The organism is Streptomyces sp. NBC_00247 (genome assembly GCF_036188265.1).
Taxonomy (GTDB): domain Bacteria; phylum Actinomycetota; class Actinomycetes; order Streptomycetales; family Streptomycetaceae; genus Streptomyces.
The window spans coordinates 4,275,389-4,290,441 of record NZ_CP108093.1 but is presented as its reverse complement, the minus strand read 5'-3'; the positions used below and the strand labels follow the sequence as shown (position 1 = coordinate 4,290,441).

At 73.2% G+C, this 15,053-nt stretch carries 19 protein-coding genes; 3 read left to right on the top strand and 16 right to left on the bottom strand.

Annotated features, from left to right (window positions below; genetic code table 11):
- Positions 1–59: 59 nt before the first annotated feature.
- The 5 genes from OHT52_RS18605 to tsaB all read right to left on the bottom strand — a co-directional run bounded on the left by OHT52_RS18605 (position 60) and on the right by tsaB (position 3,315).
- Complete coding sequence (locus OHT52_RS18605) at positions 60–524, bottom strand: VOC family protein (RefSeq protein ID WP_328721318.1); 465 nt, start codon at positions 522–524, stop codon at positions 60–62.
- 250 nt (positions 525–774) lie between these two features.
- Positions 775–1,044: a hypothetical protein gene (locus OHT52_RS18600; protein WP_328721317.1), complete on the bottom strand. Its 270-nt coding sequence runs from the start codon at positions 1,042–1,044 to the stop codon at positions 775–777.
- Positions 1,041–2,165: a tRNA (adenosine(37)-N6)-threonylcarbamoyltransferase complex transferase subunit TsaD gene (gene tsaD, locus OHT52_RS18595; protein WP_328723798.1), complete on the bottom strand. Its 1,125-nt coding sequence runs from the start codon at positions 2,163–2,165 to the stop codon at positions 1,041–1,043. Before tsaD ends, OHT52_RS18600 begins: the two co-directional genes overlap by 4 nt.
- 5 nt (positions 2,166–2,170) lie before the next feature.
- Positions 2,171–2,662 (bottom strand): ribosomal protein S18-alanine N-acetyltransferase, encoded by a 492-nt coding sequence (gene rimI, locus OHT52_RS18590; protein WP_328723797.1) that lies wholly within the window; start codon positions 2,660–2,662, stop codon positions 2,171–2,173.
- 5 nt (positions 2,663–2,667) lie between these two features.
- The gene (tsaB, locus tag OHT52_RS18585; protein ID WP_328723796.1) at positions 2,668–3,315 is read right to left on the bottom strand and encodes a tRNA (adenosine(37)-N6)-threonylcarbamoyltransferase complex dimerization subunit type 1 TsaB; all 648 of its coding nucleotides are present in this window, start codon (positions 3,313–3,315) and stop codon (positions 2,668–2,670) included.
- A gap of 204 nt (positions 3,316–3,519) precedes the next feature.
- Between tsaB and OHT52_RS18580 the strand changes: the two genes are divergently transcribed.
- Positions 3,520–4,059 (top strand): hypothetical protein, encoded by a 540-nt coding sequence (locus OHT52_RS18580; protein ID WP_328723795.1) that lies wholly within the window; start codon positions 3,520–3,522, stop codon positions 4,057–4,059.
- Between the two features lie 24 nt (positions 4,060–4,083).
- On the opposite strand, the gene OHT52_RS18575 is transcribed toward OHT52_RS18580, so the two are convergent.
- From OHT52_RS18575 to OHT52_RS18535, 9 genes are all read right to left on the bottom strand, one after another.
- Positions 4,084–4,323 (bottom strand): hypothetical protein, encoded by a 240-nt coding sequence (locus tag OHT52_RS18575; RefSeq protein ID WP_328721316.1) that lies wholly within the window; start codon positions 4,321–4,323, stop codon positions 4,084–4,086.
- Between the two features lie 257 nt (positions 4,324–4,580).
- Complete coding sequence (tsaE, locus tag OHT52_RS18570; RefSeq protein WP_328721315.1) at positions 4,581–5,126, bottom strand: tRNA (adenosine(37)-N6)-threonylcarbamoyltransferase complex ATPase subunit type 1 TsaE; 546 nt, start codon at positions 5,124–5,126, stop codon at positions 4,581–4,583.
- 1 nt (position 5,127) lies between these two features.
- Positions 5,128–6,339, bottom strand: a complete 1,212-nt coding sequence (locus tag OHT52_RS18565) for an alpha/beta fold hydrolase (protein ID WP_328721314.1) — start codon at positions 6,337–6,339, stop codon at positions 5,128–5,130.
- A 66-nt stretch (positions 6,340–6,405) separates the two neighbouring features.
- Complete coding sequence (alr, locus tag OHT52_RS18560) at positions 6,406–7,545, bottom strand: alanine racemase (RefSeq protein ID WP_328721313.1); 1,140 nt, start codon at positions 7,543–7,545, stop codon at positions 6,406–6,408.
- A 63-nt stretch (positions 7,546–7,608) separates the two neighbouring features.
- Entirely contained in the window at positions 7,609–8,019 is a 411-nt protein-coding gene (locus OHT52_RS18555) for a DUF488 domain-containing protein (protein ID WP_328721312.1), read from the bottom strand.
- A gap of 50 nt (positions 8,020–8,069) precedes the next feature.
- A complete protein-coding gene (locus OHT52_RS18550) occupies positions 8,070–9,521 on the bottom strand; it encodes an NAD(P)H-hydrate dehydratase (protein WP_328721311.1) in 1,452 nt (483 codons plus the stop codon).
- 125 nt (positions 9,522–9,646) lie between these two features.
- Positions 9,647–10,015 (bottom strand): holo-ACP synthase, encoded by a 369-nt coding sequence (locus OHT52_RS18545; RefSeq protein WP_328721309.1) that lies wholly within the window; start codon positions 10,013–10,015, stop codon positions 9,647–9,649.
- Positions 10,016–10,047: 32 nt separating this feature from the next.
- Entirely contained in the window at positions 10,048–11,895 is a 1,848-nt protein-coding gene (glmS, locus tag OHT52_RS18540) for a glutamine--fructose-6-phosphate transaminase (isomerizing) (RefSeq protein WP_328721308.1), read from the bottom strand.
- Between the two features lie 81 nt (positions 11,896–11,976).
- Complete coding sequence (locus OHT52_RS18535) at positions 11,977–12,339, bottom strand: DoxX family protein (protein ID WP_328721307.1); 363 nt, start codon at positions 12,337–12,339, stop codon at positions 11,977–11,979.
- Between the two features lie 116 nt (positions 12,340–12,455).
- On the opposite strand from OHT52_RS18535, the gene OHT52_RS18530 reads away from it, so the two are divergent.
- Complete coding sequence (locus OHT52_RS18530; protein ID WP_328721306.1) at positions 12,456–12,827, top strand: winged helix-turn-helix transcriptional regulator; 372 nt, start codon at positions 12,456–12,458, stop codon at positions 12,825–12,827.
- A gap of 31 nt (positions 12,828–12,858) precedes the next feature.
- On the opposite strand, the gene OHT52_RS18525 is transcribed toward OHT52_RS18530, so the two are convergent.
- Positions 12,859–13,173: a hypothetical protein gene (locus tag OHT52_RS18525; protein ID WP_328721305.1), complete on the bottom strand. Its 315-nt coding sequence runs from the start codon at positions 13,171–13,173 to the stop codon at positions 12,859–12,861.
- A gap of 139 nt (positions 13,174–13,312) precedes the next feature.
- Positions 13,313–13,681, bottom strand: a complete 369-nt coding sequence (locus OHT52_RS18520; RefSeq protein WP_328721304.1) for a hypothetical protein — start codon at positions 13,679–13,681, stop codon at positions 13,313–13,315.
- A 340-nt stretch (positions 13,682–14,021) separates the two neighbouring features.
- On the opposite strand from OHT52_RS18520, the gene coaA reads away from it, so the two are divergent.
- Positions 14,022–15,017 (top strand): type I pantothenate kinase, encoded by a 996-nt coding sequence (coaA, locus tag OHT52_RS18515; protein ID WP_328721303.1) that lies wholly within the window; start codon positions 14,022–14,024, stop codon positions 15,015–15,017.
- Positions 15,018–15,053 lie beyond the last annotated feature (36 nt).

Sequence of the window (15,053 nt, the reverse complement as noted above, 5' to 3'; positions counted from 1 at the left end):
GGCGCCTCCGCCTCGGCCCGCTCCCGGGCGCCGCGCGGCACTTCCGCCTCGGCCCGCCCTCAGGCGTTGAGCAGCGCCTCCACGTCGAGCTTGCCCATGCCCATCATCGCCTTCATGGCGCGGTCGGCGCGGGCCCGGTCGGGGCCGCCGAGGATGTCGGGGAGGGCGCGCGGCACGATCTGCCAGGACAGCCCGAACCTGTCCTTGAGCCAGCCGCACCGGCTCTCCTCGCCGCCCTCGGTGAGCGCCGCCCACAGCCGGTCCACCTCGGCCTGGTCCGCGCAGTCCACGGAGAGCGAGACGGCCTCGGTGAAGTGGAAGGCGGGTCCGCCGTTGAGGCCGAGGTACTCCTGGTCCGCGAGCCGGAAACGGACCGTCATCACGGCGCCGTCCTCGCCCGGGGAGCCCTCGGGGTAGTGGCTGGTCTCCAGGACGCGCGAGTCGCCGCCGAACGTGGAGACGTAGAAGCCGGCGGCCTCGGCGGCCCGGCCGTCGAACCAGAGACAGGGGGTGATCTTCTGCATGGTCTTCTCCTCCAGGGGTCCCGCCGGTCGGTGTCCCGAGCCCGGGTTCGTCACCGGTCCGGGGTCTGGAAGGTAGACCCGGCGGGCGCCCCGAACTCATCGGACACGCGGAGCCGCCGCCCGTACGGACGCCCGCCCGGGCCGGCCGGTCACGGGCCGCCGGGCGCACCGCTGGAAGCGGCGGCGGGTGGCCGGCCGGGCGGCCGGCGGCGCGCCACCGGCCCCTGCCGCCCGTCGCCGGCCGCAGTCCTCAGGAGTCGACCGGCCCCAGCGACTCGAAGCGCCAGCGGTGCACCGCGCGGGTGATCAGCCGCGCGTCGGGCTCGGGGAGTTCCGGCAGCTCGTCGCCGTACTCCCCCGGCCACCAGGTGATGACCAGGACCCGGTCCTGCGGGGCGCGCAGCAGTTCGGTGCGCAGCGGGGTGCGGGCGAGTTCGCCGGCGCGGGCGCGGGCCCACTCCAGCAGTTCGGTACCCCGCCCGCCGGTGGCGCGGGCCTCCCACATCAGCGCGACGGTCATGAGTACAGATTGTCCTTGCTGATCTCGTGCACGTGGTCGTGGTCGTGGGTGGGGCCGTGTGCGTGACCGTCGTGCTGGGCGCCGGGGACGTGCGGGTCGGTCACCGGCAGCGAGGAGTCGGCGGACAGCTCCCAGTCGGAGGCGGGACGGTTGCGGGCGACCATCTCGGCGCCGAGGGCGGCGACCATCGCGCCGTTGTCGGTGCAGAGTCCGGGGCGGGGTACCCGGAGCCGGATTCCGGCGCGCTCGCAGCGTTCCTGGGCCAGTGCGCGGAGCCGGGAGTTGGCCGCGACGCCGCCGCCGATCATCAGGTGGTCGACGCCCTCGTCCTTGCAGGCGCGGACGGCCTTGCGGGTGAGCACGTCCACCACGGCTTCCTGGAAGGACGCCGCCACGTCGCGTACCGGCACCTCCTCTCCGGCCGCACGCTTCGCCTCGATCCAGCGGGCGACCGAGGTCTTGAGCCCGGAGAAGGAGAAGTCGTACGCGGGATCACGGGAGCCGGACAGGCCGCGCGGGAAGGCGATGGCCTTCGGGTCGCCCTCGCGGGCGAGGCGGTCGATGACCGGGCCGCCGGGGAAGCCGAGGTCGAGGACGCGGGCGATCTTGTCGAATGCCTCGCCCGCCGCGTCGTCGATGGTGGCGCCGAGCGGCCGTACGTCACTGGTGATGTCGGGGGCGAGGAGCAGCGAGGAGTGGCCGCCGCTGACCAGCAGGGCCATGGTCGGCTCGGGCAGCGGGCCGTGCTCCAGCTGGTCGACGCAGATGTGCGAGGCGAGGTGGTTCACGCCGTAGAGCGGCTTGTTCAGGGCGTACGCGTACGCCTTGGCGGCCGAGACGCCGACGAGGAGCGCTCCGGCGAGGCCCGGACCGGCGGTGACGGCGATGCCGTCCAGATCGCGGGCGCTGACGCCGGCCGTCTCCAGGGCGCGCTCGATGGTGGGGACCATCGCTTCCAGGTGGGCGCGGGAGGCGATCTCCGGGACGACTCCGCCGAAGCGGGCGTGGGTGTCCACGCTGGACGCGACGGCGTCGGCGAGGAGGGTGGTGCCGCGCACGATGCCGACGCCGGTCTCGTCGCAGGAGGTCTCGATGCCGAGTACGAGCGGTTCGTCAGCCATTGCCATCAGCCATTCTCTGTTCCTTGTACGTGGAGGCGCATGACGAGTGCGTCGATGTTGCCCGGCTGGTAGTAGCCGCGCCGGAAGCCGATCGGCTCGAAGCCGAAGCGTTCGTAGAGCTTCTGGGCGCGGGTGTTGTCGACGCGGACTTCGAGCAGCACGGTGGCGCATTCGAAGGCGGTGGCGTGCTTCAGCAGGTCGGTGAGGAGTTCCGAGCCGAGGCCGCCGCCCCAGTGGTCGCGGGTGACGCCGATGGTCTGGACGTCGGCGAGGTCGCCGGCGGCGGCGAGTCCGGCGTAGCCGACGATCCGCCCGGTGGCCGGTTCCTCGGCGACGACGTAGCGCCGGGTGGCGTGCGGGCCCCGGGCGTGGGCGAGTTCGGACCAGAACATCCCGGCCGACCAGGCGTCGTCGGGGAAGAGCTCGTGTTCGAGTTCCAGCACCGGTTCGATGTCCCACCAGCGCATTTCGCGCAGCTGAGCGGTCGGGACGGTCACGTCGGTCACTTGGGGGTGACCACCTTGTAGTTCTTCGGGACCTGCGCGTCGGGCCGGCGGAGGTAGAGCGGCTGCGGGTCGAGCAGCTTCTCGCCCGCGGCGAGGCGTTCCGCGGCGAGCGCGGCGAGCGCGCCGGCCGAGACGTGCTCGGGGCCGCGCGCGTCCGGGAAGGAGTCGGGGTAGAGCACCGCTCCGGCGCCGACGACGGGCAGTCCGGCCAGCTCCTCGGCGATGTCGGCGGGCCGGTCGACGGAGGGGCCGCCGGTCCGGGTGCGGGAGTCCGTGTACCGCGCCCAGTAGACCTCCTTGCGGCGGGCGTCCGTGGCGACGGCGAAGGGACCGGTGATCCCGGCCTCTCCGGCGGCGTACGCGAGTCCGTCGAGGGTGCACAGGCCGTGCACGGGGACGGAGAGCGCGGAGGCGAAGGTCGCGGCGGTCACCAGGCCGACACGCAGCCCGGTGTAGGGGCCGGGGCCGACGCCCACGACGATGCCGGTGACGGCGTCGAGGGTGGTTCCGGCCTCGGCGAGGACGCGGTCGACGGTGGGGAGCAGCAGCTCCCCGTGGCGTCGGGCGTCCACCTGGCCGGACTCCGCGACGACGGAGGTGCCGTCGTGGAGGGCGACGGTGACGGCGGGGGTGGCGGTATCCATGGCGAGCAAGAGCACGCAAACAGCCTACGGCTCCCCCGGCCGAGGCATCGCGCCCGTACGTCGTCCCGGTGGGCCCCGTGGCTGCTGCTACCGTCACCCGGGATACACGAGTACGACGTAAACCTTGTACGACATGCGACAAGTGGCATGCGGCGGACCGTATGCGAAAGGGGAGCTCAGGTGGCAAGGGGCAGCTCGGGAATCGTGGCCGGGCTCACTGCGGCGGCCGTCGCCGCGGTCGCATTCCTCGCTTACCAGGCATCGGCGAACGCCCCCGATTCGGTGGCCGACGTCTCGGCGAGCGCCTCCGCGCCCGCGTCCGCGAAGAAGCCCGAGACGAAGCCCGTGCCCACCGTCGACCCGCTCGCGGTTCCGGCCGGTTCCGGGACCGGCCTGCGGGTCGTGTACGCCCTCAAGGACAAGCGGGTGTGGCTGGTCGGCGAGGACGGCAAGGCGTCGCGGACGTTCCAGGTGGTGCCGAGCAGCGTCAGCCCCGCGCCGGGTTCGTACGCGGTCTACTCCCGCACCGGCACGGTGACCGGCTCGGACGGTGTGCCGATCGAGCACGTGGTGCGGTTCGCCGAGGTGGACGAGACCGTGATCGGCTTCAGCGCGGCGCAGGACGGCTCGCTGCCGACCCCGGACCCGACGCTGAAGACCGGCGGGGTGCGGATGACGCGGAAGGACGCGGACGCGCTGTGGTCGTTCGCCACGGTCAGCGTGAAGGTCGTCGTCGTCCGTTGAGGGCGTCCCGCCGCCGGTGGGTGATCAGGCCGCTTCGCGCTGCGCGGGCGGCCTGATTCCGTGCACCGTGGCGGCGGTGTCGTCCTCGTTCGCCGCGTCACCGTGCGCGTCGCCGTCCTCCGTCGCGCGGGCATCGGCCGCCGCCTCCGCGGAGGCGGCCGGTGGGGTCGACACGGCACTGGCCGCCGCACACGACGCGAGCAGAACCTTCATCGGCACCCCGGACGGGGACGGGTACCGGACTTCTCGCTCGGGCGTCGGCATGGATGCCTCCTGGGCTCCACTGGAGGAGTAGTTAGGTATACCTAACCAGTTCGCCACCCCATACCACCACGGGCGGGGCGGTCTGTGCAACATTTTACCGACGCCTTGTCGGAAACCACCCCCGGATACGGCAGCGGGACGCCCGGCTCGGCCGGACGCGCCCGCGCGCGCACCCGGCCGCACCCACGCCCGCGGGGCGCCTCCCCCTGGGAAGGCGCCCCGCGACGATGCTTCCGGCTCCCGCCGTCGGTCCGTCCTCAGCCGGTCGAGCCGCCGCCGATCCGGGTCCGCAGGTCCGCCCAGCGCGCGCCGACCCCCGCGAGGGTCACCTCGCGCCGTTCGTCGTCGGTGTCGCCGGTGGCGCGGTCGATGACCACGTGGAGCCGGTCGTCGGAGAGCTCCTCGACCTTGCCGTCGCCCCACTCCACGACCACCACGGAGTCCGGCAGCGACACGTCGAGGTCCAGGTCCTCCATTTCGTCGAGCCCGCCGCCCAGGCGGTAGGCGTCGACGTGGACCAGGGCGGGGCCGTCGCCCAGCGGGGGGTGGACCCGGGCGATCACGAAGGTGGGGGACGTGACGGCGCCCCGCACCCCGAGCCCCTCGCCGAGTCCCCGGGTCAGGGTCGTCTTTCCGGCGCCGAGCTCGCCGGTGAGCATCACCAGGTCGCCGGGGGCCAGCAGCCCGGCCAGCTCCCGGCCGAGCTCGGTCATCTGCTCGGGGGACTCGACGGCGATGCGTACGGTGACGGCGTCCGGGGCCGCCACGCTCTCGGCGGCCTGGCCGTTGTGCGGTGCTTCCATGTCAGACCACGTTAGTCGGAGCGGGTACGGCTCCGATCCGCACCAGCAGGTCCGCGAGCCGGTCGGTCACCGTCTCGGGGTGCTCCAGCATCACCAGATGGCCCGCGTCCGGCACGATGACCAGCTCCGCGTCGGGCAGCACGTCGGCGATGGCCTCGCTGTGCGGACTGGGGGTGACGAGGTCCTTGTCGCCCGCCAGGATCAGCACCGGCATGTCCCGGAAGGCGGGCAGCGCGGCGCTCTTGTCGTGTTCGGTGAACGCCGGGTAGAACTCCGCGACGACGTCGATCGGGGTCGCCTCGATGAGTCGCTCGGCGAACCGGGCGACCGCCGGGTCCACGTCCCGGGAGCCGAACGAATACCGCTTGATCAGGCTCGCGAAGAGGTCGGCGGTGGCCCTGCGGCCCCGCTCCACCAGCTCCGTCTGCGTACCGAGCGCCTTCAGCACGCCGGGGAGCACCCGGCGCACCGCGTTGACGCCCGCGACCGGCAGCCCGAAGTTGACCTCTCCGAGCCGGCCGCTGGACGTACCGACGAACGCGGCGGCGGCGACCCGGTCGCGGACCAGGGCCGGGTACTGGTCGGCGAGCGCCATCATCGTCATGCCGCCCATCGAGTGCCCGACCAGCACGAGGCGCCCCTCGGGGGCCGCCGCGTCGATGACCGCCTTCAGGTCCCGGCCCAGCTGGTCGATGGTGACCGGCACCCCGTCCGCCTGGGACCGGCCGCGCGCCGACCGGCCGTGGCTGCGCTGGTCCCAGTGGACCGTGCGGACAAGCCCGCGCAGCGCCGCCCGCTGGAAGTGCCAGGAGTCCTGGGCGAGGCAGTAGCCGTGGCTGAAGACGACGGTGACGGGGCCGGGGGTCTTGCGTCCGAAGAGGCGGCGCTTGCGCGGCCCGGTGCCGCCCGCGTTCGGACCGGCCGCCGGCTCGACCTCGTCGATCTCGTAGTACAGCGCGGTGCCGTCGTCGGCGACCGCCTGGCCGGGGGTGCCGCGCAGGGCTCCGTACGGCCCGGAGGCGTCCAGGGCGAGGCGCGCCCTCTTCCGCATGCCCCGGCCGACCGTGAGCCGTTCCACGGCGACCCCGGCCGCCGCACCCGCGGCGAGTACCCCTATGGCGGCCCCGGCGACCGAGGCCCTGCGCCATCCGGTCGCCGCGGCGGTCGCCGCCGCCACCACGTCTCCCGCGGCCCCCGCGCTGCTGTCGCTCACCGTGCCCGCTCCTCGTCCGTGGTCGTGGTCCGTGCTCGTCGGTGGTGCCGTACGGCGTGGCCGCCGCTACTCGCCGACGTGTACCCGGGGGACCCGCGTACCGATCCTGGTGACGATCTCGTACGCGATGGTGTCCGCCGCCACCGCCCAGTCCTCGGCGGTCGGCTCGCCCCGGTCGCCCGGCCCGAAGAGCACCGCCTCGGCGCCCGGCTCGGTGCGGTCGCCCTCCAGGTCCACGACGAACTGGTCCATCGCCACCCGCCCGGCGACGGTCCGCACCCGGCCCGCGACCAGCACCGGACCGCGCCCGGAGGCGTGGCGCGGGATGCCGTCGGCGTAGCCGAGCGGCACCAGGGCGAGGGTGGTCTCGGTGGGGGTCGTGTAGTGGTGGCCGTAGCTGATGCCGTGTCCGGCGGGGACCTGCTTGACCAGGGCGACGGAGGCGGAGAGCGTCATCACCGGGCGCAGCCCGAAGTCGGCGGGGACGCCGAGCTCGGGGCTGGGCGAGATGCCGTACATGGCGATCCCGGTGCGCACCAGGTCGAAGTGGGACTCCGGCACGGTCAGGGTGGCCGGGGAGTTGGCGATGTGCCGGACCTCGGGCTCCACGCCGGCCTTCTCGGCGTACGCCACCATGTCGCGGAAGACCGTGAGCTGGGCGGCGATCGAAGGGTGGCCGGGTTCGTCGGCGCAGGCGAAGTGGGACCAGAGGCCGGTGACGCGGACGGCCCCGCTCGCCTCGGCGGTACGGGCCTCGGCGACCAGTTCGGGCCAGTCGGCGGGCTGGCAGCCGTTGCGGCCGAGGCCGGTGTCGGCCTTGAGGTGGATACGGGCCGTCCGGCCCGCCTCCGCGGCGGCGGCGACCACCTCGCGCAGCGCCCACAGCCCGCTGACGGAGACGTCGATGTCCGCCTCGACCGCCTCGCGCCAGGGGCCGCCGGGCGTCCACAGCCAGCACATGACCCGGCCGCCGAGCCCGGCGGCGCGCAGCGCCAGGGCCTCCTGCGGGGTGGCGGTGCCGAGCCAGGTCGCCCCGGCTTCGAGCGCGGCCCGCGCGCAGGGCACGGCCCCGTGGCCGTAGGCGTCGGACTTCACCACGGCCATGAGTTGGGCCCCGCCCGCCCGCGCGCGCAGCACGCGCACGTTGGCGCGGAGTGCGGCGAGGTCGATCTCGGCCCGGGCTCTCAAGGACGCTTTCTCGTTCATCGCGGCCAGTGTCTCAGGTCGGCCGCCGGGGACCCGGTGCGCGGGGTCTTCCGTGCCGTGTGCTCAGGCGCCGCCGGGGCGGTGGGCCCGCGCGTGTTCCAGGTACTCGACGAGGACGGGCACATGGCCGGCGTCGATGTCCTTGACGGAGGTCACCAGCGTCACCGGGTCGTCGCCCTCCAGCAGCCCCAGCAGGAGGGCGACCGACTCGGCGTGCGCGGAGTCGTCGAGCTCGGCGCGGTAGCGGTCCACGAACGCGTCGTACCGGGCGCCGGAGCGGTCCTGGTGGTACCAGCCGCGCAGTTCGTTCGAGGGGGTGATGTCCTTCAGCCACCGGTCGACGGCGGCCCGCTCCTTGGAGACCCCGCGCGGCCAGAGCCGGTCGACCAGCACCCGGACGCCGTCCGCGCGCGGCTCGGGCGGGTCGTAGACCCTGCGGACCCGGATGCCGCTGCCGCCGTCCTCACCGCTCATGCGTACCGCCTCCCGTTCCAGAGTGGTCCCGGCGGGTGGGCCCCGCACGCTCAGCCCCTGCGCACGTCCCGCCAGGCGGCCGGGATGCCCTCGGCGATGTCCTGGGCGGAGACGGGCGCCCCGTCGGCGCCGTGCCGCCCGGCGAGTCCGTGCAGGTGGGCGCCGACCGAGGCGGCGTCGCGGGGGGCGAGGCCGGCCGCGAGCAGTGAACCGATCAGCCCGGAGAGCACGTCCCCGCTGCCGGCCGTGGCGAGCCACGCGGTGCCGGTCGGGTTGACCCGTACGGGCGTGTCGCCGGCCTCGGCGATCAGCGTGGTGGACCCCTTCAGCAGGACCGTGGCGCGGTAGCGGGCGGCGAGTTCGCGTACGGCGGCGAGCCGGCCCGCCTCCACCTCCGCGCGTTCCACGCCGAGCAGGGCCGCGGCCTCCCCGGCGTGCGGGGTGAGGACGGTGGCCGCCGAGCGGGAGCGCACGGTGTCGCCGTCCATCAGCCGCAGCCCGTCCGCGTCGATCAGCACCGGTACGTCCGTGGCGAGCACGTCCTCGACCGCGGCGGTGGCCGCCCGCCCGTCGCCGAGACCCGGCCCGACCACCCAGGACTGCACCCGGCCCGCCTGCGAGGGCCGCCCCTCGTGCACCAGCGTCTCGGGGAACCGGGCGATCACCGTCTCCCCGCCGGGACCGGCGTACCGCACCGCACCGGCACCGCCGCGCAGCGCCCCGGCGACGGCGAGGACCGCCGCGCCCGGGTAGCGCTCGGAACCGGCGACCACGCCGACGACGCCCCGGCCGTACTTGTCGCTCTCCGCGCCGGGCAGCGGCAGCAGCGCCGCCACGTCCGCGAACTGGAGCGCCTCCAGGTCGGGGCGCTCCGGCAGCTCCGGGCCGAGGCCGATGTCGACGAGCCGCAGCCCGCCGGTCCGCTCGGCGCCGGGATCGATGAGCAGCCCCGGCTTGTACGTACCGAAGGTGACGGTGGCGTCGGCGCGTACCGCCTCCCCGTGCACCTCGCCGCTGTCCGCCTCCACTCCGCTGGGCAGGTCCACCGCGAGGACCGGCGCGCCGTGCCCCTCGGTGACCGCCTTCACCAGGGCGGCGGCCTCCGGGCGCAGCCCGCCCCGGCCGCCGATGCCGGTGATCCCGTCCACCACGAGGTCCACGATCCCGGCCTCCTCGGGGTGGTCCAGCACCCGTCCGCCGGCCGCGCGCAGCGCGGCGAGCCCGCCCGCGTGGGCCTGGCCGGGGGCGGTGAGCAGGACGCTGACGCCCGCGCCGCGCCGGGCGAGGCGGGCGCCCGCGTAGAGGGCGTCGCCGCCGTTGGCGCCGCTGCCGATCAGGAGCAGCACCCGGGACCCGTACACCCGGCCGTTGCGCCGCAGCAGGTCCCCGCAGGCCACCGCGAGCCCGGCTGCGGCCCGCTGCATCAGGGCGCCCTCGGGCAGCCGCGCCATCAGGGCCCGCTCGGCGGCCCGTACGGTCTCCACGCTGTAAGCGGTACGCATCGGTCAGCCCTTCGCAGGTCAGGAGGAACGCGCCTTCGCGGATCAGGAGGGACACGTCCGGGAAATGATCATTCGGCGGGTCGGCTCACACGTACCCGTGCGCCCACCCGGACAAGCCCTCGGCCTCAACCTTCCGCGACGACCATGGCCGACGCCACCCCCGCGTCGTGGCTGAGGGAGAGGTGCCAGTTGCGGACGCCGAGGGCCTCGGCTCGGGCGGCGACCGTACCGGTGACCCGCAGGCGGGGCTGCCCGCTGTCCTCGACCCAGACCTCGCAGTCGGTCCAGAGGAGGCCGCCGGGCGCGCCGAGCGCCTTGGCGACGGCCTCCTTCGCGGCGAACCGGGCGGCGAGCGAGGCGATGCCGCGCCGCTCGCCGCCCGGCAGCATCAGTTCCTCCGCGAGGAAGAGCCGCTCGGCCATCTGGGGCGTACGTTCCAGCGCGGCGTCGAACCGCGCGATCTCGGCGACATCGATCCCGACCCCGATGATCACGGGCCCACCCTCGTTCCTCTGCTGCCGCGGAGCTATTCCACGGTCACGGACTTCGCCAGGTTGCGCGGCTGGTCCACCTCGTTGCCCCGGGCCGTCGCGAGTTCGCAGGCGAAGACCTGCAACGGGACCGTGGCGACCAGGGGCTGAAGCAGCGTAGGCGTCACCGGAATCGTAATGAGGTGGTCGGCGTACGGGGCGACCCTCTCGTCGCCCTCCTCCGCGACGACGATGGTGCGGGCGCCCCGGGCGCGGATCTCCTGGATGTTGGAGACGATCTTGTCGTGCAGGACGGACCGCCCGCGCGGGGACGGGGCGACCACGACGACCGGCAGGTCCTCCTCGATCAGCGCGATCGGCCCGTGCTTCAGCTCCCCCGCCGCGAACCCCTCCGCGTGCATGTACGCGAGTTCCTTGAGCTTCAACGCCCCCTCCAGCGCCACCGGGTGGCCGACGTGGCGGCCGAGGAAGAGCACGGTGTTCTTGTGCGCGAGGGAACGGGCCAGCTCGCGGACCGGCTCCATGGTGGCGAGGACGCTCTCGACGGCGTCCGGGATGTCGGCCAGTTGACGGACGATCGTACGGATCTCGTCGCCGAACTTCGTCCCGCGCACCTGTGCGAGGTAGAGCGCGACGAGGTAGCAGGCGACGAGTTGGGTGAGGAACGCCTTGGTGGAGGCGACCGCGACCTCGGGCCCGGCGTGCGTGTAGAGGACGGCGTCGGACTCGCGCGGGATGGTCGAGCCGTTGGTGTTGCAGATGGCCAGCACGTGCGCGCCCTGCTCACGGGCGTGCCGGAGCGCCATGAGGGTGTCCATGGTCTCGCCGGACTGCGAGATCGCGACGACCAGGGTGTTCGGCGAGAGGATCGGGTCGCGGTAGCGGAACTCGCTGGCCAGCTCGGTCTCGCAGGGCAGCCGGGTCCAGTGCTCGATGGCGTACTTGGCGATCAGACCCGCGTGGTACGCGGTGCCGCAGGCCACCACGACCACCTTGTCGATCTCCCGCAGCACGCTCGGCGTCAGGCGCACCTCGTCCAGCGTCAGCGCGCCCTCGCCGTCGATGCGCCCGAGGAGGGTGTCGGCTACGGCCCGGGGCTGCTCGGCGATCTCCTTGAGCATGAAGGAGTCGTACCCGCCCTTCTCGGCGGCGGAGGCGTCCCAGTCGACGTGGTAGCCGCGCACCTCGGCGGGCGTACCGTCGAACCCGGTGACGGTGACCCGGTCCCGGCGTACCTCCACCACCTGGTCCTGGCCCAGCTCGACGGCGTCCCGGGTGTGCGCGATGAACGCGGCGACGTCCGAGGCGAGGAACGCCTCCCCGTCCCCGACCCCCACCACCAGCGGTGAGTTGCGCCGCGCGCCGACGACGGTGTCCGGCTCGTCCGCGTGTACGGCGACCAGGGTGAAGGCCCCTTCGAGGCGTCGGCAGACCCGCCGCATCGACTCGGCGAGCCCGCTGCCCGCCCCGAACTCCTCGGCCAGCAGGTGCGCCACCACCTCGGTGTCGGTGTCCGAGGTGAGGTCGTGCCCGCGCCGGGTCAACTCGGTGCGCAGGGTGGCGAAGTTCTCGATGATCCCGTTGTGCACGACGGCGACCCGGCCCGCGTTGTCCAGGTGCGGGTGCGCGTTGGCGTCCGTCGGCGCCCCGTGCGTCGCCCACCGGGTGTGCCCGATTCCGGTGAGACCGGCGGGCAGCGGCCGGTCCTTGAGCTCCTTCTCCAGGTTGACCAGCTTTCCCGCCTTACGGGCGCTGGCCAGTCCCCCGTCCGCCAGCACGGCGACCCCGGCGGAGTCGTACCCCCGGTACTCCAGCCGCTTGAGCCCCGCGACGACTACGTCCTGCGCCGACTGTGATCCGACATAACCCACGATTCCACACATGTCGGCACGATAAGGCGCGGGAGGCGGGGAGGGCGGGGGTTACGGAAGGGGTGGGCGTGGGCCGGTCCGGCCACACCGGTCTCAGCGGGCGGCAGCGAGCCAGGCGGCCACGGCGGCGAGCACGATGAGCGCGGCGTTGAGCCCGGTCTCCTTGACCTCGCCCCGGAACAGGTGCAGCCCGCCCGCGAGGAGTTGGAGCACGACGAGGCCGAGCGCGGCGACCAGCGCGAGGACGGGGGCGATCCCGGTGAGCGGCGGCAGGATCAGCCCGGCCGCCCCGAGGATCTCGACGGCCCCGATCCCCCGGACCGCCCCCATCGGCACGGTGTCCACCCAGCCCATCATGGGCGCGAGCCGCTCCTTGCTCTGGGCGGCCTTCTTGCCTCCGGCGTAGAGGTAGAAGACCGCCAGAAGCGCTGCGACGATCCAGTACGCGATGTCCATCCTCGTCCTCCGTCATGATGGTGAGCGGTCCGGTGCGGACCCACATGATGGGGGCGGACGGAACCGCGTACAAAAGGCACACCGGTGTGCGTGAGCGGAGAAGAGGACGGTTGCCCATGTCGAAGAACCGAGGCTCCTGTCTCATCCGCGGCGACGGCGGCCGTACGATCCGGGGCCTGCTGGACCGCATCGGCGACCGCTGGTCCCTGCTGGTCGTGGCCACCCTCGACGGCGAACGCCTCCGCTTCGGCGAACTCCAGCACCGCGTCCCCGGCATCTCCCAGCGCATGCTGACCCGCACCCTGCGGAACCTGGAGCGGGACGGGCTGGTGCGCCGGACGTCCTACCCGGAGGTGCCGCCCCGGGTCGAGTACGAACTCACGGCGCGGGGGCGGACCTTGATCGGGCCGGCGGTGGCGTTGGCGGAGTGGGCCGTGGATCACGGCCCGGCGGTGGAGGTCAGCCGGGCGGAGTACGACGGCGCGTAGTCGGGCGATCCCGCCGCGCGCGACCCACCCGTCACCCTGCCGCCGGATTCGAGGCAAGCACCCGCCCTGTCGAGCGGGGCGGCGCGTAGCCCAGGCCCGCCGACCACTCCCGCCCCTCCTCCCGCGTCCGGGTCCACCCGTCCTTGAACGTGCGGGGAAGGCTCACCGCGTTCACCTCCAGGATGGTCCCGGTCGGAAACGGAATCCGGTGGCAGGTGTTCGCGATCATGTGGACGCGCTGCCGGCGCAGCAACCCGGCCGCTGCGGCGTCCGTCCGCCCGGCGGCGAGCTCCTGAATCTCCGCCGGCCCCGCCAACGCCATGTCCTCGCACCAGCGCGTCGCCAAGTACCTCCCACGGCGCCCTGTCGACGCTCCTAGCCCATCTCCAGCGGGAATCAGCTTCGGCGGAAAGCGATCCGGTAAGGCGGCAGAGGCGCCGCACGGTGAATTGTTCGCTCTTTACCCGGAAAGGCCCGGCGAGGGCTCACCTTCGGGGAATTTGCCCGACCGCTACACATCCGGCCACGGTGAGACGGAGCGGGTCGAGGTAGAGGTGAAACCACCACCCCGTACGTGCGCGATCGTCCACGAAGCCCAGATAGACGTCCTGATCGCCCATGTCGGCAAGGCCCGCAAGACACTCCGCGTCCCCGAGGGTTAGCCCCCCACGCATGCGCACGATGCGCAACCGCATATGGCACATAACCCGAATGGACGCCGCGGAAGCAGAAAAGGGCAGGACCGTGAGATGCGCTCCGGAAAGAAGTGCGTCCTTGGCCAGTCCGGCAACTTCGGAATCGAACGCGAATGAGGTCAGCAGTTCACTCGCGGATATCTCGCCCATCTCATTCACGCCTCTGCTCCCATGCTGGAGTCGCACACGATTTCCTCGGCAGCGGATTTCTCGGACTGCGGGATGCCCATTCTCGACCGACCCGATGCGCGGTCAGGACCATGGGTCCGGGACCTGTTTCGTCGGCCCCACGAGGCATGCGACGTGAGCGGTTCCGGCCATGATGGCACCCTTCCCCGCCTGCCTGCCGCACGGGCCGGCCGTCGGCGGTCCGCCCTGCGGGCCCGTACCGCCCGGGCGCGGGCTCATGATCGCTCCCCGAACCGCGTCCCGCGCAACCCCCACCCCGCGTGAGGGACCCCACCCCCCGCTCCGTTCAAACTCCCGTAACAATGAGTACGTGATCACAACGCCGCCCCGTGGCAGCCAGCGTCGCACCGAGCACGGGCCGACGCCCTACGTCGACCTCTCGCGCGCCGAGTGGAGTGCCCTCCGCGACAAGACCCCGCTGCCGCTGACCGCCGAGGAGGTGGAGCGGCTGCGCGGCCTCGGGGACGTCATCGACCTCGACGAGGTCCGCGAGGTCTACCTCCCGCTCTCCCGGCTGCTCAACCTGTACGTCCAGGCCACCTCGGGCCTGCGCGGCGCCCTGAACACCTTCCTCGGGGACGCGGGCAACGGTCACGGGGCGCAGCGCGGTACCCCGTTCGTCATAGGGGTCGCGGGGAGCGTGGCGGTCGGCAAGTCGACCAGTGCCCGGCTGCTCCAGGCGCTGCTGGCGCGGTGGCCGGAGCACCCCCGGGTGGAGCTGGTGACCACGGACGGGTTCCTGCTGCCGATGAAGGAGCTGCGGGCGCGCGGGCTGACCTCGCGGAAGGGGTTCCCGGAGTCGTACGACCGGCGGGCGCTGACCCGGTTCGTCGCGGACGTGAAGTCGGGGAAGGCGGAGGTCACGGCCCCCGTCTACTCGCACCTGATCTACGACATCGTGCCCGACGAGCGGCTCACCGTGCGCCGCCCGGACATCCTGATCGTGGAAGGGCTGAACGTCCTCCAGCCGGCGCTGCCGGGCAGTGACGGCCGGACCAGGGTGGGGCTCGCGGACTACTTCGACTTCAGCGTGTACGTGGACGCGCGTGCCGAGGACATCGAGAGCTGGTACCTCGCCCGGTTCCGCAAGCTCCGCGCAACGGCGTTCCAGGACCCGTCCTCGTACTTCACGAAGTACACCCAGGTCTCCGAGGAGGAGGCCATGGAGTACGCGCGCACCACCTGGCGGACCATCAACAAGCCGAACCTGCTGGAGAACGTGGCGCCCACCCGCAGCCGGGCGACGCTGGTGCTGCGCAAGGGCCCGGACCACAAGGTGCAGCGGCTCTCCCTGCGGAAGCTGTAGCGGCTTGTCGACAGCACGACGGGGCGACCCCGAAAG